Origin of the sequence: Streptomyces sp. NPDC057963, from assembly GCF_042887155.1 — a bacterium.
In the GTDB taxonomy this organism is placed as follows: Bacteria; Actinomycetota; Actinomycetes; order Streptomycetales; family Streptomycetaceae; genus Streptomyces.
In genome coordinates this window covers 281,717-298,573 of record NZ_JBHVPX010000005.1, presented here as the reverse complement: position 1 = coordinate 298,573, position 16,857 = coordinate 281,717, and the positions used below count along the sequence as shown (strand labels likewise).

At 71.0% G+C, this 16,857-nt stretch carries 16 protein-coding genes; 8 read left to right on the top strand and 8 right to left on the bottom strand.

Annotated elements, in window-relative coordinates:
• Window positions 1-30: 30 nt before the first annotated feature.
• Both ACFVT1_RS14465 and ACFVT1_RS14460 read left to right on the top strand, forming a co-directional pair.
• Window positions 31-372 carry a hypothetical protein gene (locus tag ACFVT1_RS14465; RefSeq protein WP_389795483.1) on the top strand — a complete coding sequence of 114 codons (342 nt, stop codon included), beginning with the start codon at window positions 31-33 and terminating at the stop codon, window positions 370-372.
• A 133-nt stretch (window positions 373-505) separates the two neighbouring features.
• Entirely contained in the window at window positions 506-1,867 is a 1,362-nt protein-coding gene (locus tag ACFVT1_RS14460) for an NAD(P)/FAD-dependent oxidoreductase (protein WP_389795057.1), read from the top strand.
• Window positions 1,868-1,991: 124 nt separating this feature from the next.
• Here the strand turns inward: ACFVT1_RS14460 and ACFVT1_RS14455 are convergent, their stop codons facing one another.
• Together ACFVT1_RS14455 and rho are read right to left on the bottom strand one after the other, a co-directional pair.
• Entirely contained in the window at window positions 1,992-2,990 is a 999-nt protein-coding gene (locus ACFVT1_RS14455) for an aldo/keto reductase family protein (protein ID WP_362198644.1), read from the bottom strand.
• 85 nt (window positions 2,991-3,075) lie between these two features.
• Window positions 3,076-4,218 (bottom strand): transcription termination factor Rho, encoded by a 1,143-nt coding sequence (gene rho, locus ACFVT1_RS14450; protein ID WP_389795055.1) that lies wholly within the window; start codon window positions 4,216-4,218, stop codon window positions 3,076-3,078.
• A gap of 373 nt (window positions 4,219-4,591) precedes the next feature.
• On the opposite strand from rho, the gene ACFVT1_RS14445 reads away from it, so the two are divergent.
• Window positions 4,592-5,473 (top strand): GNAT family N-acetyltransferase, encoded by an 882-nt coding sequence (locus tag ACFVT1_RS14445; protein WP_389795053.1) that lies wholly within the window; start codon window positions 4,592-4,594, stop codon window positions 5,471-5,473.
• 63 nt (window positions 5,474-5,536) lie between these two features.
• On the opposite strand, the gene meaB is transcribed toward ACFVT1_RS14445, so the two are convergent.
• Genes meaB through mutA form a run of 3 tightly spaced genes read right to left on the bottom strand, consistent with a single transcriptional unit; the run spans window position 5,537 to window position 10,629 of the window.
• Window positions 5,537-6,550 (bottom strand): methylmalonyl Co-A mutase-associated GTPase MeaB, encoded by a 1,014-nt coding sequence (gene meaB, locus ACFVT1_RS14440; protein WP_389795051.1) that lies wholly within the window; start codon window positions 6,548-6,550, stop codon window positions 5,537-5,539.
• A 12-nt stretch (window positions 6,551-6,562) separates the two neighbouring features.
• Complete coding sequence (gene scpA, locus ACFVT1_RS14435; RefSeq protein WP_389795049.1) at window positions 6,563-8,764, bottom strand: methylmalonyl-CoA mutase; 2,202 nt, start codon at window positions 8,762-8,764, stop codon at window positions 6,563-6,565.
• On the bottom strand, window positions 8,764-10,629 hold the full coding sequence (gene mutA / locus ACFVT1_RS14430) for a methylmalonyl-CoA mutase small subunit (RefSeq protein ID WP_389795047.1): 1,866 nt from the start codon (window positions 10,627-10,629) through the stop codon (window positions 8,764-8,766). The genes scpA and mutA overlap by 1 nt, the downstream gene beginning before the upstream one ends.
• Before the next feature lie 659 nt (window positions 10,630-11,288).
• On the opposite strand from mutA, the gene ACFVT1_RS14425 reads away from it, so the two are divergent.
• From ACFVT1_RS14425 to ACFVT1_RS14410, 4 genes are all read left to right on the top strand, one after another.
• Complete coding sequence (locus ACFVT1_RS14425; RefSeq protein WP_389795045.1) at window positions 11,289-12,086, top strand: tyrosine-protein phosphatase; 798 nt, start codon at window positions 11,289-11,291, stop codon at window positions 12,084-12,086.
• A 162-nt stretch (window positions 12,087-12,248) separates the two neighbouring features.
• Window positions 12,249-13,205, top strand: a complete 957-nt coding sequence (locus ACFVT1_RS14420) for a hypothetical protein (RefSeq protein ID WP_389795043.1) — start codon at window positions 12,249-12,251, stop codon at window positions 13,203-13,205.
• A 118-nt stretch (window positions 13,206-13,323) separates the two neighbouring features.
• On the top strand, window positions 13,324-13,728 hold the full coding sequence (locus ACFVT1_RS14415) for a DUF1992 domain-containing protein (protein ID WP_389795041.1): 405 nt from the start codon (window positions 13,324-13,326) through the stop codon (window positions 13,726-13,728).
• Window positions 13,729-13,795: 67 nt separating this feature from the next.
• Window positions 13,796-14,287, top strand: a complete 492-nt coding sequence (locus ACFVT1_RS14410) for a GNAT family N-acetyltransferase (protein WP_389795039.1) — start codon at window positions 13,796-13,798, stop codon at window positions 14,285-14,287.
• A gap of 68 nt (window positions 14,288-14,355) precedes the next feature.
• Here ACFVT1_RS14410 and ACFVT1_RS14405 read toward each other — a convergent pair whose 3' ends face one another.
• A complete protein-coding gene (locus tag ACFVT1_RS14405; RefSeq protein WP_389795037.1) occupies window positions 14,356-14,745 on the bottom strand; it encodes a VOC family protein in 390 nt (129 codons plus the stop codon).
• A 193-nt stretch (window positions 14,746-14,938) separates the two neighbouring features.
• Between ACFVT1_RS14405 and ACFVT1_RS14400 the strand changes: the two genes are divergently transcribed.
• Window positions 14,939-15,454 carry a DUF6328 family protein gene (locus ACFVT1_RS14400; protein ID WP_389795036.1) on the top strand — a complete coding sequence of 172 codons (516 nt, stop codon included), beginning with the start codon at window positions 14,939-14,941 and terminating at the stop codon, window positions 15,452-15,454.
• A gap of 21 nt (window positions 15,455-15,475) precedes the next feature.
• Here ACFVT1_RS14400 and ACFVT1_RS14395 read toward each other — a convergent pair whose 3' ends face one another.
• Both ACFVT1_RS14395 and ACFVT1_RS14390 read right to left on the bottom strand, forming a co-directional pair.
• Window positions 15,476-16,303: a VOC family protein gene (locus ACFVT1_RS14395; protein ID WP_389795034.1), complete on the bottom strand. Its 828-nt coding sequence runs from the start codon at window positions 16,301-16,303 to the stop codon at window positions 15,476-15,478.
• A 156-nt stretch (window positions 16,304-16,459) separates the two neighbouring features.
• On the bottom strand, window positions 16,460-16,792 hold the full coding sequence (locus ACFVT1_RS14390; protein WP_362198683.1) for a DUF6479 family protein: 333 nt from the start codon (window positions 16,790-16,792) through the stop codon (window positions 16,460-16,462).
• Between the last annotated feature and the right edge of the window lie 65 nt (window positions 16,793-16,857).

Sequence of the window (16,857 nt, the reverse complement as noted above, 5' to 3'; positions counted from 1 at the left end):
AGTACAGCGGCACCGGGAGAGGAGGAGCTCGTGGACCCGGACAAGGACACCGCCCGCGGTCTGGCACAGCTGGAGGGCTATCTGCTGTGGAACGCCGAGGTCGAGGAGGCGCGACGACAGGCGGACCGCTTCACCGACGCGCTGCCCTGGCTCACCACGGCACAGCGCGAGGACGTGCGGCGGGCCTACACCGCGGACCGGATCGCCGCGTCGCGGACCATGTTCCGCCGCGTCTGCGCCCGCGCCACCGAGCTGCGCGGTGAATACGACGCACGCTACCGCCGGCTGAGGGCGCGCTGCGTGGCCGCCGGTGTCGTGCTCGTCGGTGCGGTCGGCGGCACCTGTACGGCGGTCACTCTCCTGGTCCGCTGACCGGGCCGGGTGGTCCGTCCGCCGTCCTCAGCAGGCGGACTCGGACGCGGCTCGTAAGGATGGGGGGAGGACGGGCGCGTGCGACGGGGCAGGCGAACGGACGACCGTGCAGGCCCGAGAAGGGACGAACACCGTGGCACGACCCAGGATTCTTGTTGTCGGCGCCGGATTCGCCGGGGTGGAATGCGTACGCCGTCTGGAGCGCTGGCTCATCCCGGGCGAGGCGCAGATCGCGCTCGTCGCACCGTTCTCGTACCAGCTCTATCTGCCCCTGCTGCCCCAAGTGGCGGCAGGCGTGCTCACTCCGCAGTCGGTCGCGGTGTCGCTGCGCCGCAGTCGCAGGCACCGCACCCGGATCATCCCGGGCGGAGCCATCGGAGTGGACCCCAAGGCGAAGGTCTGTGTCATTCGCAAGATCACCGACGAGGTTGTCTACGAGCCCTACGACTACATCGTGCTCAGCCCCGGGAGCGTCACCCGTACCTTCGACATCCCCGGTCTGCTGGACAACGCCCGGGGTATGAAGACCCTGGCCGAGGCGGCCTCCGTACGTGACCACGTGATCGCTCAGCTCGACCTCGCGGACGCCAGCCACGACGAGAACGAGCGGGCTTCACGCCTGCAGTTCGTGGTGGTCGGCGGCGGATACGCGGGCACCGAGACGGCCGCCTGTCTGCAGCGCGTCACCACCAACGCGCTCAGGCACTACCCGCGGCTCGACCCCAGGCTGATCAAGTGGCATCTCATCGACATCGCCCCGAAGCTGATGCCCGAACTGGGGGACAAGCTCGGCCGGAGCGCCCTGGAGGTGCTGCGCGCACGAGGTATCGAGGTGTCGCTCGGCGTCTCCGTCGCCGAGGCCGGACCGGAGAAGGTCACCTTCACCGACGGCCGGGTGGTGCCCTGCCGCACTCTGATCTGGACGGCGGGAGTCACCGCGAGTCCCCTGGTCGCCACCTTCGACGCGGAGACGGTGCGCGGCCGGCTGGCGGTGACGCCCGAGATGGTCCTGCCCGGCTTCGACGGCATCTTCGCCCTCGGGGACGCGGCGGCCGTACCGGACCTGAGCAAGGGAGGCGGGGCGGTCTGCCCGCCCACCGCGCAGCACGCCATGCGCCAGGGGCGCAGGCTCGCCGCCAACCTCATCGCCACACTGCGCCACCAGCCGCTGAAGCCGTACGTCCACAAGGACCTCGGCCTCGTCGTGGACCTCGGCGGGAAGGACGCGGTCTCCAAGCCGATCGGCATCGAGATGCACGGAATCGCCGCGCAGGCCGTCGCCCGCGGCTACCACTGGTCGGCGCTGCGCACCAATGTGGCCAAGGCACGGGTCATGACCAACTGGATGCTCAACGCCATCGCGGGCGACGACTTCGTACGCACCGGATTCCAGGACCGCTATCCGGCCAAGCTGCGCGACTTCGAGCACACGGACTCCTATCTCACCCCGGCACAGGTCCGCGAGCACACCACCTCGCTGCACACCGGCACCTGACCGCGTTCCGCCCGGACAGGGATGCGGCGTACGGCCTGGAGGAAGACCCTGTCCACCGCGACGTGCCGGGGGAACGCCGGTGAATCCGGGCCGTTGCGCGCCCGCACTTCGCGGCCGGTCGGGATCAGCTGTTGCCCTCGTGCCCGGCGGTCAGGCCCGGGTCGCGTTCCATCACCGGTTCCAGGATGTCGTCGATGCTCTTCAGCAGCTCCGCGTCGAGGGTCACACCCGCCGCCCCGGCGTTCTCCGTCACTTGTTCGGGCCGGGAGGCGCCGATGATCGCGGCGGAGACGTTGGGGTTCTGCAGCACCCAGGCGACCGCGAGCCGGGCGAGACTCAGACCGGCCTGGTCGGCGAGCGGCCGCAACTGCTGGACGCGCTCCAGCACGTCGTCGCGGAGCCAGCCGGCGACCATGCTCGCACCGCCCTTGTCGTCCGTCGCCCGGGAGCCCGCCGGGAGCGGCGCACCGGGCTTGTACTTGCCCGTCAGGGCGCCCTGGGCCACCGGTGACCAGACGATCTGACCGATGCCCAGCTCCTCCGACGCGGGTACCACCTCGGTCTCGATGACCCGCCACAGCGCCGAGTACTGAGGCTGGTTGGAGATCAGCGGGACGTGCAGTTCGCGGGCCAGTCCGTGTCCGGCGCGGAGCTGGTCGGCAGTCCATTCCGAGACGCCGATGTACAGGGCCTTGCCGGAGCGGACGACGTCGGCGAATGCCTCCATGGTCTCTTCCAGCGGAGTCGAGTGGTCGTAGCGGTGCGCCTGGTACAGGTCCACGTAGTCCGTCTGCAGACGGCGCAGCGAGTTGTCGATGGACTCCATGATGTGCTTGCGGCCGAGGCCCCGGTCGTTGTGCCCCGGACCGGTCGGGAAGTACACCTTGGTGAACACCTCTAGGCCTTCGCGGCGCTCGTTCCTGAGCGCCCGGCCCAGGACGGCTTCGGCCCGCGTCTCCGCATAGACGTCCGCCGTGTCGAAGGTGGTGATCCCGGCATCGAGCGCGGCCCGGATGCAGGCGACGGCCGCGTCCTCCTCCACCTGGGAGCCGTGGGTGAGCCAATTTCCGTAAGCGATCTCACTGATGGTCAGACCGCTGCGGCCGAGACGGCGGAACTCCATGGGCCTGCTCTCCCTGTGCTCGTGAGGGACGGATCGTGCGGGGGCGACCCATGCTATTGCTCCGTCCGGCTGCCCTCGGACAGGCTCAGGCATCCGGAACGGTGCGGTGGACCGTACGGAGGAAGGCCGCGTTGTCGGGAGTGCGCCGGATCCGGTCCAGCAGCGTTTCGAGAGCCGTCTGCGGATCCCGCGGGTGCAGCACGCGGCGCAGCCCGCGAACCGTACGCAACTCTTCCTCCGGAAGCAGGAGTTCATCGCGCCGGGTGCCCGACGCCGGGATGTTGACGGCCGGGTAGGTGCGCCTGTCGGCCAGCGTGCGATCGAGCCGTAGTTCCATGTTGCCGGTGCTCTTCAGCTCTTCGAAGAAGTAGTCGTCGGCGCGTGAGCCGGTCTCCACCAGTGCGGTGGCCAGGATGGTGAGGGAGCCGCCCTCCTCGGCGAGGCGTGCGGCACCGAAGAGCCGCTTGGGGCCGAGCAGGGCGGTTGCGTCGACGCCGCCGCTCAGGGTGCGTCCGCCCGCGGCGGACGCGTTGTTGTGGGCGCGGCACAGCCGGGTGAGGGAGTCCAGCAGGACGACGACGTCCTGGCCCTGTTCGACCAGGCGCTTGGCGCGTTCGACCGCGAGTTCGGCGAGCGCGATGTGTTCCTTCGCGGGCCGGTCGAACGTCGAGGCGAGCACCTCGCCCCGCACGGACCGGCGCATGTCCGTGACCTCCTCGGGGCGTTCGTCGAGCAGCACCACCATCAGACGGCACTCGGGGTGGTTGACGGCGATCGCCGCGGCGATCTGCTGCAACAGCACCGTCTTGCCCGTCCTGGGAGGTGCGACGACGAGTCCGCGTTGCCCCTTGCCGATCGGGGCGACCAGGTCGACGAGGCGGGTCGCCGGGCCGCCGGAGGGCGTTTCCAGGCGCAGCCGCTGCCGGGGGTGGAGCGGGGTCAGGTCACGGAAGTGGGGCCGGCCGCGCAGCGCCTGCGGGGAGCGGCCGTTGACCCGTACGACCTCGGACAGGGCGCGGGGCCGGTCGCAGGAGCCCTCGACGACATCGCCCTTGCGCAGGTCGTGGCGGCGGATCAGCGCGGCGGGGACCCGCACGTCGTCGGGGGAGGGGTGGTCGGCCCGGATGCGCAGTGTGCCGTGCCCCTGGTGTGTGATGTCGAGGAGACCGGCTGCGGTCTCGGCGGGCAATTCCCGCTGGGCGAGGGGGTGTTCGAGAGTGCTGGTCATGTGAGTGGTCCTTTCGCGGACATGGCGAACGAAGGGGCCCGGACGGCACGGGGGCGGAAGACATCACGCCCCGGACGACGGGCGGGAAAGCCCGGACGGAGAAAGCCCGAACCGGACTGGAAAGGAGTGCGGAAAAGCTGGATCGCCGGTCGCGAAAGGACGGGGGCGGCAGCTCTGTGAGAGTGAATCGGTACCGGCACCCCGAACCGGGGCGGACACATGTACCAGGTGCACCGTACCACGGTGCGTGCCCACCGGGGCGGCAACGGACGGAATATCCGGTTGCCGTGGCGTTCGCGGAGTGATGTGGTACTCCGGGCCCGTCGGCCCGCTCACCCGTCCTGACCGGCGCCCTCGGCGCGGAGGAGACAGAGTGTCCATACGCATCACCGCACTGACCGACCCCGACCGTTCCGGCACGAGTCACCGGCTGGTGTGGCTGGCGTCCGACCCCGAGGGCAACCCCGTGGGCTCCGCGTTCCTGCGCGTCTTCACCCGCGAGGGCCAGAACCACCTGGCCGAACTGGACCTCCGCGTCCACCCGGCGGAGCGCCGGGGCGGCATCGGTTCACAGCTGCTCGACGCGGCGGTCGCGGCCGCCCGTGAGGAGGGCCGACGCAGCGTCGTCGCGCAGGCCGAGGCCGGATCCTCCGGTGATCACTTCCTGCGGGCCAAGGGGCTGCGCAAGGTCCTGACCCTGACGTACGCCCGCCTCCCGCTGGAGAAGGCCGACACCGACGCCCTCCGCGGAATCGCCGGGCGGCCGCACCAGGGCTACCGCCTGCTGTCCTGGGACGGCACCGTCCCCGAAGACCTCGCCGCGACGTTCGCCGCGTCGCGCCGCGCCATGGACGACATGCCGATGGACGACACCGACTACGGCACGGTCGTCTGGGACGTGGACCGGGTCCGGGCCGCGGCGGCGGCCGTCGCGGCACGCGGCGAGCTGCTCCACACCGTCGCCGCGGTCGACGCGTCCGGGTCCACGATCGTGGGCTTCACCGAACTGGTCGTCCCGGGCGACGGGAAGGGCGACGGCCTGCACTACGGCACCGGGGTCCTCCCCGAACACCGGGGGCACGGCCTCGCGCGGTGGATGAAGGCGCGGTCCATTCTGCGGGCACGCGAGCTCCATCCGGGCCTCGGCGGGCTGCTGACGGACACCGCGGACAGCAATACGCACATGCGCGGCGTCAATGACGCGCTGGGATACGAGCCGACGCACAAGTCGCTCCAGTACCAGCTCGACCTCTGAGGGTTGTCCCGCAGTCCCTGGTGGACCGGGGCGGGGCCCGGTCCACCGGACGGCACCGCTGCCTCACCCGTCGGCGCGACCCGCCACCGGGTGCGTGCCCCGGAACGCCTCCAGGATCTGCTCGGCCGCCAGCGTAGCGGTCAACTCGCCGTCTCTTACGAGCTGTTCCAGCGCCGGAGTGAGCGCGCGTACCTCCGGATGGGCGCGCAGACGCTCCAGCAGTTCGTCCCGCACCATCGTCCAGGTCCAGTCGACCTGCTGGTCACGCCGCTTCGCCGCGAGCCGCCCGGACGATTCGAGCAGCGTACGGTGCTGCTCCAGACGCTCCCACAGCGTGTCGAGGCCGCTCGACTCACGGGCGCTGCAGGTGAGGACCGGGGGCGTCCAGGCCGCGTCCACGGGATGCATCAGCCGCAGTGCGCCCGCCAGTTCGCGCGCGGCCGCGCGGGCGTCACGCTCGTGCGGGCCGTCCGCCTTGTTGACCGCGATGGCGTCCGCCAGCTCCAGGACGCCCTTCTTGATGCCCTGGAGCTGATCGCCGGTACGGGCCAGCGTCAGCAGCAGGAACGTGTCGACCATATTGGCCACCGCCGTCTCCGACTGGCCGACCCCGACCGTCTCCACCAGCACCACGTCGTAGCCCGCGGCCTCCATCACCACAATGGACTCCCGGGTCGCCTTGGCCACCCCGCCGAGCGTCCCGGCGGTGGGGGAGGGGCGCACGAACGCCGCGGGGTCCACCGCGAGGCGCTCCATCCGGGTCTTGTCGCCCAGGATGGAGCCGCCGGTACGGCTGGAGGAGGGGTCGACGGCCAGCACCGCGACCCGGTGGCCCAGCCCGGTGAGCATCGTGCCGAGCGCGTCGATGAACGTGGACTTCCCGACCCCCGGCACGCCGCTGATGCCGATGCGCCGGGCGTTTCCGGAGTGCGGGAGCAGCTCGCGCAGCAACTGCTGGGCCAGCGCCCGGTGATCGGGGCGGGTGGACTCGACGAGAGTGATGGCGCGCGCGATGTACGCCCGCCTTCCGTCGAGCACGCCCTTCGCGTAGCTGTCGATGTCGATCGTCGGAGCCATCGGGTCAGCGGCTCACAGCTCGTGGCCGAGCGCGGCACCGAGCCGCGCCACCAGGTCGTACGCGGCATCCGGAATCACCGTGCCGGGCGGGAACACGGCTGCTGCCCCCGCCTCGTGCAGCGCCTCGACGTCCTGCGGCGGAATCACCCCGCCCACCACGATCATGATGTCGTCGCGGCCCTCGGCGGCCAGCTCCTCGCGGAGCGCCGGGACGAGGGTGAGGTGCCCCGCGGCCAGCGAGGAGACGCCCACGATGTGCACGTCCGCCTCCACCGCCTGCCGCGCCACCTCGGCCGGCGTCTGGAACAGCGGGCCGACGTCGACGTCGAAGCCCAGGTCGGCGAAGGCCGTCGAGATCACCTTCTGGCCCCGGTCGTGGCCGTCCTGCCCCATCTTGGCGACCAGGATGCGCGGACGGCGCCCCTCGGCCTTCCCGAACCGGTCCACCAGCGCCCGGGTACGGTCCACGGAAGGGGATTCACCTGCTTCGTTGCGGTACACACCGGAGATCGTACGGATCTGGCCCGCATGCCTCCCGTACACCTTCTCCAGGGCGTCCGAGATCTCGCCCACGGTCGCCATCGCGCGTGCCGCATCGACGGCGAGTGCCAGCAGATTGCCTTCGAGGCCGGGTCCGGGGGCCCGCCCGGCCGCCGCGGTCAGCGCGCGCAGAGCCGCCTGGCACACCGGCTCGTCGCGCTCCTCGCGCAGCCGGCGCAGCTTCTCGACCTGCTGGGTGCGCACCGAGGAGTTGTCGACCTTGAGCACATCGATCTGCTCGTCGGTCTCCACCCGGTACTTGTTGACCCCGATCACCGGCTGGCGCCCGGAGTCGATCCGCGCCTGGGTACGGGCCGCGGCCTCCTCCACCCGGAGCTTGGGGATGCCCGCGTCGATGGCCTGCGCCATGCCGCCCGCCGCTTCGACCTCCTGGATGTGCTGCCAGGCCCGGTCCGCCAGGTCGTACGTCAGCCGTTCCACGTACGCGCTGCCGCCCCACGGGTCGATCACCCGGCCGGTGCCCGACTCCTGCTGGAGCAGCAGCTGGGTGTTCCGGGCGATCCGCGCCGAGAAGTCCGTCGGCAGGGCGAGGGCCTCGTCGAGCGCGTTGGTGTGCAGCGACTGGGTGTGCCCCTGGGTGGCGGCCATCGCCTCCACGCAGGTCCGGGTGACGTTGTTGAACACGTCCTGCGCGGTCAGCGACCACCCCGACGTCTGCGAATGGGTGCGCAGGGAAAGCGACTTGGCGTTCTTCGGCTCGAACTCCCCGACCAGTTTGGCCCACAGCAGCCGGGCCGCACGCAACTTCGCGATCTCCATGAAGAAGTTCATGCCGATCGCCCAGAAGAACGACAGCCGCGGTGCGAACGCGTCGACGTCGAGCCCGGCCGCCCGCCCCGCCCGCAGGTACTCCACTCCGTCCGCCAGGGTGTACGCCAGTTCCAGATCGGCGGTCGCACCCGCCTCCTGGATGTGATAGCCGGAGATGGAGATCGAGTTGTAGCGCGGCATCTTCTGCGAGGTGTACGCGAAGATGTCGGAGATGATCCGCATCGAGGGCTTCGGCGGATAGATGTACGTGTTGCGGACCATGAACTCCTTCAGAATGTCGTTCTGGATGGTCCCGGCCAGCTTCTCGGGCCCGACGCCCTGTTCCTCGGCGGCCACGATGTACAGCGCGAGCACGGGGAGCACCGCGCCGTTCATCGTCATCGACACCGACATCCGGTCCAGCGGGATGCCGTCGAAGAGCCGGCGCATGTCGTAGATGGAGTCGATCGCCACCCCCGCCATGCCGACGTCGCCGGTCACCCGCGGGTGGTCGCTGTCGTAGCCGCGGTGGGTCGGCAGGTCGAAGGCGACGGAGAGGCCCTTCTGCCCGGCCGCGAGGTTGCGGCGGTAGAAGGCGTTGGACTCCTCCGCGGTGGAGAACCCGGCGTACTGCCGGATCGTCCAGGGCTGGTTGACGTACATCGTCGGATACGGGCCCCGCAGATACGGGGCGATGCCCGGATACGTACCGAGGAAGTCGAGCTCCTCCAGGTCACGCCCGGTGTACAGCGGCTTGACGGTGATGCCTTCCGGTGTCTCCCACAGCAGATCGCCGTCGGAACTGCCGGAGGACTCCTTCACCGAGGCGCGCCACTGGTCCTCGGACACCTCGGCGGCGCCGCCCGGTCCGAGCTCGATGCCGGAGAAGTCAGGGATACGCATTACGCCACACCCATACGGTCGAGAAGGGAAGAGAGCACGGCCACCACATCGGAGCCCGCGAAGACGTACTCGTCGACACCGGTGTACTCGCCGGGTCGGCCCGCGAGGAACACCCGCTGCGCTCCGGCCGAGCCCAGTGCCTCGGCGACCGCCCCGGCCTGCTCGGCGTAGAGCGTGTCGCTGGAGCAGAGGCACGCCACCGCGGCCCCGCTGGACGCGAACGCACCGGCGGCCGTTGTTGCGTCGACCGCGACCGGGTCGTGGACCGGTTCGATGCCGCCCGCCTGGAACAGGTTCGACGCGAACGACGCCCGCGCGGTGTGGGCCGAGGCCGGGCCCAGCGCGGCCAGGAACACCCGCGGCCGCTGCCCGGTCGCCGCGAGATGGGCGTCCGACCGGGCGCGCAGCTCCTCGAACGCCTCGTCACGACGGACCCTGGGCAGACCGCCCGATGCCGCGCCGGAAACCTCTGCGGGGGCCGCCTCGCGCTCCACGGGGCGCTCCGCCAGCTGCGGGAACTCGCTGACCCCGGTGACCGGCTCCTTGCGCCGCGCCAGATCCTTGCCGCGCGCCGCCCAGGTGGCCGCGAGACGCTCACCGATCATTCCCGAGCGCAGGGCGGCCGCCTGACCGCCCGACCGCTCGATCTCCTGGAAGAACGCCCAGGCGGAGCCGGCCAGTTCGGCGGTGAGGCGCTCCACGTACCAGGAACCGCCCGCCGGGTCGATCACCCGGGCCAGATGCGACTCCTCCAACAGGATCGTCGACGTATTGCGGGCGATGCGCCGGGCGAATGCGTCCGGCAGCCCCAGGGCGTGATCGAACGGCAGCACGGTGACGGAGTCGGCCCCGCCGACACCCGCGCCCAGACACGCCAGTGTCGTCCGCAGCATGTTCACCCAGGGGTCGCGCCGCGTCATCATCACCGAGGACGTCACCGCGTGCTGTCGCTGCGCCCCGGCTCCGGCGGCCCCGCACACCTCGGCGACCCGGGCCCACAGCCGCCGCGCGGCGCGCAGCTTCGCGATGGTCAGGAACTGATCGGCCGTCGCCGCGTACCGGAACTCCAGCTGCCCGCACGCCTCTTCGACCGTGAGTCCGGCCTCCGTCAGCGCCCGCAGATAGGCGACTCCGGTGGCCAGCGAAGCGCCCAGCTCCTCGGCGGCCGAGCCGCCGGCCTCGTGGTACGGCAAGGCGTCGACGGTCAGCGCCCGCAGCCCCGGATACTCACGGGTGCACCGTTCGGCCCAGTGGACCGCCGCCGCCGGATCGGATGTGGCGCCGCTGCGGGCGGCCTGCCCGAGCGGGTCGGCGCCGAGATTGCCGCGGGCGGCCTGCGCGTCGACCCCCCGCTCCGCGTACAGACGGAGCAACTCGGCTGCTGCGGAATCGAGTTCACCGCCGGCGTCGAGCACCACAGGGGCCAGATCCAGATAGACGCCGTCCAGCGCCGCCGCCAGAGCGGCCACCGGAACGCCACCGGGGCCGCCCACGGTCAGCCACAGAGAGGTGACGCCGTTCTCCAGATCGGCGAGCACCGCCTCGTTCAGCCTGGCGGCATCCGGCAGGGCGTGCCGCTGCCGTACGTCCCAGCCGCCCGCCGCGTTGCCCTCGGCCTTGCCGCCGCGGGTGAAAGGGGCGAATCCCGGGTATCCGGCATCGGGCGCGCTGTCGCGCGTGGTGTAGAGGGGACGGGTGATGAGCCCGTCCTCCACCGTGGTGGACAGCGCTTCCTCGGCGGCCGGACCCGCAACATCCTTGCCCGACTTGCGCAGCACGCCTTCGACCAGGCTCTGCCACTGCTCATGGGTGGGGTGAGGGAATTCGGCGGCCAACGAAAGCCCGTCGGCAGGCAGGACCGTCATGCCCAGATGCTAGGTCAGGTCCCGGACGGGCAGCAGAGGCTCCGCCTGTGACCTTGCACTCTCCGAACGCGCTTGATCCTTCACGCACGGTCGCGTAACCGGCGTGGATCCAGGGGTTGGCACTCCCTCCGGCAGGTTCGGTATGTGCTCCACGGATCAACCGGAAGGGTAGCAATTGCGAGGATTGATACGGGCGATCGGATACGCGTGCTCGACGAGGGCCGCGTGCTCCGGTGCGGGGAGGTTCCGGGCCTGGTGGCCGAGGTCGCCCCCGAAGCGACGGCCGAGCGGCGACCGGGTGGGGTCTCGCCGAGGGGGCGGCCGTGCGGACCGGCGCGAAGGCGGCCGGGCCGCCTGTCGTCGCCCGGTGGCCGAATCGCCGGGAATCACGCAGCCGGGACCCCGAGGGCCGCCGCCCCATGACGTGCCGCCAATCGTTTCCGGTCGCACGGTATGCCGGGGAAACGCGACAGGTCGAATGGCCCGCGCTTCCGACCTGGAGGGAAGCGATGCCGATTTCACATTTCCTTTATCTCTTTCGCTGTCCTCCGACGGCTCCCGTACGGCGTTTTACTTTGTCGAATTCCCGGCCGCGTGCGACGTTTGATCCGGCAGATCGGAACAATTCGGATACATGCCGGGAAAAGGGGAAGTTCATCGTGCAGACCGCCAGGGCCGTCCCGGCCTCCACCGTCGTCAATCTGCGCGATCTGGGCGGCATCGCTCTGGGTTCCGGCCATCGGGTCCGACCGGGTGCCGTGCTGCGCTCCGGTCAGCTCAGCGAGCTGGACACCGCGCGGGACGCGGCGGTGGCGGCGCTCGGCATCCGGACCGTCGTCGATCTGCGGACCGCCGACGAGCGCGCGGCGGCGCCCGACCGGCTGCCCCCGGGCGCGCGGCTCTTCGTCGCCGATGTGCTCGGCGACAACCCGGGTGTGGCCCCTGCCCGGCTGCGTGCGCTGCTCGCCGACCCGGTCGAGGCGGAGCAGTTGCTGGGCAGTGGGAAGGCCGAGGAGATGTTCGCCGAGACCTACCGTCAGATGGTGCTCCTGCCGGGGGCCGCGGCCGCCTACCGGGCCTTCGTCGAGACGGCCGCCGACGACCGCGCCCGCCCGGTGCTCTTCCACTGCACGGCCGGCAAGGACCGCACCGGATGGGCCACGGCGCTGCTCCTGATGCTGCTCGGTGCCTCACGGGACGTGGTGCGGGACGAGGTCCTCGCGGTGAATCCGGTCGTTCGGGCTGCCTACGCCCCGTACGTACAGGGCTTCCTGGACGCGGGCGGTGACCCGGAGATCGCGTCCGCGATCATCGAGGTCCGTCCCCGCTATCTCGACATGGCGCTGGACGCGATGGACGAGCGGTGGGGCGGGCTCGACGGGTACGTGCGCGACGGGCTGAGGATTCCGCAGGCGGCGGTGGACCGGCTGCGCACTGGGCTCGTGGTGTCCGCCTGAGTCGCGCGCCGAGGCGCCGCTCCTCTCCGGCGCCGTCGGCCGGATCGTCATGACCGTGGCGGACGTTGGCGTACCCCCAGGTTGACTTGATACCCCCAGGGGGTATGTTGTGAACCGTCGGAAGGCGCCGCCTTCCGGTTGATCCGATGGAGGGGAACCGTCATGAACAACGCGCTGAGGATCACCGTCTTCGCGGCCGCGCTCGCCGCGACCTTCGGGACCGCGTACGGCGTGGGAAGGGGCGTCGACCCGCTGGTGGCCGCGGAAGGCCGCCCCGCGCAGCCGCACACCGGTCATGGCGAGGGGAAGGGGGGCGGGGCGAAGGCGGCGGCCGGAGCGGCAGGCGGGCTGCAGGTCTCCGACCGCGGTTACACGCTGGCCCTCGAAACGCCCACGATACGAGCCGGGTCCCGGGCCGAAATCAGGTTTGCCGTCAAGGACGGCACCGGCCGCAAGATCACCGCCTATCGACGGGAGCACGGCAAGGAACTGCATTTCATCCTTGCCTCGACCGACCTCACCGAATTCCGGCACCTGCACCCGGTCCGCGCGGCCGACGGAACCTGGTCGACCCCGGTCGACCTGCCCAGGGCCGGCGGGTACCGGGCGTTCGCCGACTTCACCCCCGCGGTCGAGGGCGCCGAGAACCTCACGCTGGGCGCGGATCTGGCCGTCTCCGGCGCCTACCGTCCCGCTCCTCTGCCGGCCCCGCGCGCCACTGCCGAGACGGACGGCTACCGCGTTGCCCTCGACGGCGAACTCCGCGCCGGCCGGAGCGGCGAGCTGAGGCTGACCGTGAGCAGGAGCGGCCGCCCCGTGACCGATCTGCAGCCCTACCTCGGCGCGTACGGGCATCTGGTCGCCCTCCGCTCGGGCGACCTGGCCTATCTGCACGTCCACCCGAACGAGGGCGGTCCCGGACCCGTGGTGTCCTTCACGGCGACGGCGCCCAGCGCGGGTACGTACCGGCTCTTCCTCGACTTCCGGCACGACGGGAAGGTCCGCACGGCGGCCTTCACCGTCCGCGTGCCGGCATCGGGGCAGGATGCCCCCGGTCCCCGGGAGAACGGGTCCGGGGCACCCGCCGGGCACGCGCACCGAACCGGGCGCACACCCTGAACAGGGCGCGGGTGGCGGGCAATTGGCGGTGGCGTGGACCCATGGGCGCAGCGGGCGCCTTCGTGGTCCCGGGTATAGTGGACGGTCCGGAATACGAATCCTCCGAGAGGGGCGTACGTTGACCGAACGTAAACCCGCAGGCGTCAGCTTCGAATCATTTGTCGACAAGCAGATACGCGAGTCGGAGCAGCGCGGCGATTTCTCGCAGTTGCCGGGCTACGGCAAACCCCTCGACGCTCTCGACGCCCCCTACGACGAGACCTGGTGGATCAAGCAGAAGATGCAGCGGGAGGGGGTGTCGGTGCTCCCGCCGGTACTGGCGCTGCGCAAAGAGGCCGAGGATGTGCGCGAAGCCGTGTCCGAGGCGCCGACGGAGGCCGAGGTGCGGCGGATGCTGGCCGAGGTCAACGAGAAGATCCGGGCGGTCATTCGGCGGCCGCCGCCCGGGCCGCTGCTGAACCGCAAGCCGTTCGACATCGACGCCGTCGTCGAGGAGTGGCGCGCGGCCCGGCGTCCGTCGTAGCCCGGGACCCGAGCGCCCGGAAGCGGGCGCCCCGCGGGCACGCAACCGGATGCGTAATACTCTCACCATGACATCGAGCATTACGCATCCGAACGAGGGTGCGCGCCGCGAGGACGTACGGATCAGGCGCGCTACCGCGCGGGACGGCCGGCGGCTCACCCGGCTGGTCAGGTCCTCCCGCGCGTACGAGGGCCACTACGCCGCGATGGTCGCCGACTATCAGGTGGGCCCCGACTACATCGAGGCCCACCGGGTCTTCGCGGCCGTCGAGGCCGCCACCGACCGGATCCTCGGCTTCTACGCACTGATCCTCGTTCCGCCGGAGCTCGACCTCATGTTCGTCGCCGATGATGTGCAGGGCCTCGGCATCGGGCGGTTGCTCGTCGCGCATCTGCGCGACGAGGCGCGGGCGGCCGGTCTGACCGGTGTCCGTATCGTCTCGCATCCGCCCGCCGAGGGCTTCTACCTGAGTGTGGGTGCCCGGCGCACCGGCACCCTGGCGGCCAATCCGCCCGCCGTGATGTGGGACCGGCCCGAACTGGAGTTGCCGGTCGCCTGACCCGGTACGGAAGGGGCCGGCCGGAACCCGTACGCGGTTTCCGGCCGGCCCCTTGGCCGTGCGCCGTGTCAGGAGGGGAAGCCCCCGTACGGACGCGTGATGATCTCCATGGCGTGACCGGCGGGATCGAGGAAGTACACACCTCGGCCGCCGTCGTTGTGGTTGATCTCGCCAGGATGCTTCCGATGCGGATCCGCGTAGTACGTGAGCCCGAGCTCCTTGATGCGGGTGTACGCCCTGTCGAACTCCGGTTCCGAGACGAGGAAGGCGTAGTGCTGCAGGGTGATCGACGCCTCGGGAACGGTCGCGAAGTCCAGGGTGACGCCGTTTGCGGTGGCGACCGGGACGAACGGGCCCCATTCCGCGCCGACTTCCAGGCCCAGTATGTCCGCGAGGAACTCGGCGGACTCCTGGTTGTCCCGGGCGTGAATGATGGTGTGATTCAACTCGACTGACACTGTGGAATGCCTCCAACAGGCATCTCACGGGCACCTCCACGCCTCACCCGGCCGGTGACCGGCGCGCGATGCCGTACTCAAAAGCCTAGACGCGGCCGGGCGGCTCGTCGAGGGCCCGGTGTGATCGTTGAGAGGTCTACGGTGGGGAGGAGCGGTGGCTGATGTACGCCGCGCATCCGGACGGAGGCTCACGGTGACCTCGAAACCCCGCGGCGCAGGCAGCCGGGGGCCGAAGACCGGCCGTCACGAGACGCCCGAGGAGCGGGCGGACCGGCGGTGGGGGGAACTGCTCCAGGAACTGCGGGTCGCCCAGACCGGCGTGCAGATCCTGTTCGGCTTCCTGCTCGCCGTCGTCTTCCAGCCGCGCTTCGCCGAGTTGTCGGACACCGACCGCGCCATCTACGTGGTCACCGTGATGCTGGGTTCCGCCACCGCCGCCGCCCTGATCGGGCCCGTGTCGTACCACCGTCTGGTCAGCGGAAGGCGGCTCAAGCCGCAGACGGTCACCTGGGCGTCACGGCTGACCGTGCTCGGACTGGTCCTGCTGCTGTGCACCATGTGTTGCGCACTGCTGCTCATTCTGCGGGTGGCCCTGCACAACTCCCTCGCCCTGTGGCTGGTGGGCGGCATGGCGCTGTGGTTCCTGGGCTGCTGGTTCGTGGTCCCGGTCCGGGCGCTGGCCCGCTCCTCGCGCGAGCGGGGGAAATGACCGCCGAACGGAGCGGCCGGATCAGTTTGCGTCGCCTGCCGTGGGGTCCCGGACGTCCGTGACCGTGAAGAGCCCACCGTCCGGGTCCAGCAGAGTCGCCTCCTCGCCCGGCCCCAGTGGACGCCGCTCGACCAGGCTGCCGCCATTTTGCCGCGCCGCCTCGACGGTGGCCGCCACGTCGGTGACGGGGAAGAGGACCTGCCAGTGCGGGCGGACCAGCGGATCGGGCGCCGCCTCCACCGCGCCGGAGCTGATCCGGGCGAGCCGGCGCCCGTTGCAGTCGACGATGACCTCGTCCTTCTCGTACGACACCTCGCAGCTTCCGGGGCGCCCGCTCGCCCAGTCGAGCACTCCGCCGTAGAAGATCGCCGCATCGAACGCGTTCCTGGTGTGCAGTCGCAGCCAGGCGTGCGAGTGGTCGTCCGGCACGGGGGGCGAGGTCGCGGGCTCGGTCCGTTCCCAGATGCCGAACACCGCGCCGTCGAGATCGGCCGCCAGTGCCCCGCGTCCCTTGCCGAGCGCGAGCGGCCCCACCGCGACCGTGCCGCTGCGCTCGCGGATGCGTGAGGCCGCCGCGTCGGCGTCGGGGACGGCGAAGTAGGGCGTCCAGGCCACCGCCACCCGGTAGGCGGTCGCCACCGCGCCGATGCCGGCGACCGGCACGTCCCTGCGGCGTGCGACGGAGAACTCCTGCCCCAGCTTGGCCGACCGGAAGCTCCAGCCCAGCACCGCTCCGTAGAACTCCTGCGCCGATGCAAGGTCGCGGGTCATGAGGTTGACCCAGCAGGGTGCTGCGGACCCGGTCAGCGGCGCGGGCATCGACGCCGCCCCGGGAGGGCTTCCGGTCATGGTCCTCCTGCCTTCATCGGTTCTGCGGCCTGCGCGTGCCGACGGCCGTCGGAGCCTCACCAGCCTCACCGCGGGCGGTCCCTCCCGCAACACGCGGCGACGCGGCGCGGTCCTCCGCGGCGCGGTACGACAGCTGTCCTTCCGGCCTCCGGGAGGTCAGTCACGCTGCTCGTCGCTGTCGTGGCGGATGGGCTCGTTCCCGCGGTCGCCGAGCTCGTAGGGGGACAGTCCCCGGCCGTTGGGCGGGAAGCTCTCGTCGAGCTGGGCATCGGGTCGTTCGATGTGGGTCCGGTGGTCCGGCCGGGGCGGCTGGTCCTCGGGCCGGGGCGGAGGCGGCTCCTGGGCCCGGCGCCGCTTGCCCAGCCAGAAGCCGCCGATCAGCATGGCCACCAGCGCCACTCCGACAATGCCCATCACCGCGCCGACCGCGCCGCGCCCGTCGGCGAGAGTGAGGGCCAGCGACCTGAGGTCTCCGTTCGATACGTCCATGCCTCCCGGATACCCCGAGGGGCAGGCGTCACTCGGTCAATAGCGCTGAATTCATGTTTTAAGTG

Excerpts from the sequence above, each read along its gene's own strand:
- ACFVT1_RS14455 (WP_362198644.1), bottom strand. The coding sequence starts at position 2,990 with ATGGAGTTCCGCCGTCTCGGCCGCAGCGGTCTGACCATCAGTGAGATC.
- rho (WP_389795055.1), bottom strand. The coding sequence starts at position 4,218 with ATGACCAGCACTCTCGAACACCCCCTCGCCCAGCGGGAATTGCCCGCC.
- meaB (WP_389795051.1), bottom strand. The coding sequence starts at position 6,550 with ATGGCTCCGACGATCGACATCGACAGCTACGCGAAGGGCGTGCTCGAC.
- scpA (WP_389795049.1), bottom strand. The coding sequence starts at position 8,764 with ATGCGTATCCCTGACTTCTCCGGCATCGAGCTCGGACCGGGCGGCGCC.
- mutA (WP_389795047.1), bottom strand. The coding sequence starts at position 10,629 with ATGACGGTCCTGCCTGCCGACGGGCTTTCGTTGGCCGCCGAATTCCCT.
- ACFVT1_RS14420 (WP_389795043.1), top strand. The coding sequence starts at position 12,249 with ATGAACAACGCGCTGAGGATCACCGTCTTCGCGGCCGCGCTCGCCGCG.
- ACFVT1_RS14410 (WP_389795039.1), top strand. The coding sequence starts at position 13,796 with ATGACATCGAGCATTACGCATCCGAACGAGGGTGCGCGCCGCGAGGAC.
- ACFVT1_RS14395 (WP_389795034.1), bottom strand. The coding sequence starts at position 16,303 with ATGACCGGAAGCCCTCCCGGGGCGGCGTCGATGCCCGCGCCGCTGACC.
- ACFVT1_RS14390 (WP_362198683.1), bottom strand. The coding sequence starts at position 16,792 with ATGGACGTATCGAACGGAGACCTCAGGTCGCTGGCCCTCACTCTCGCC.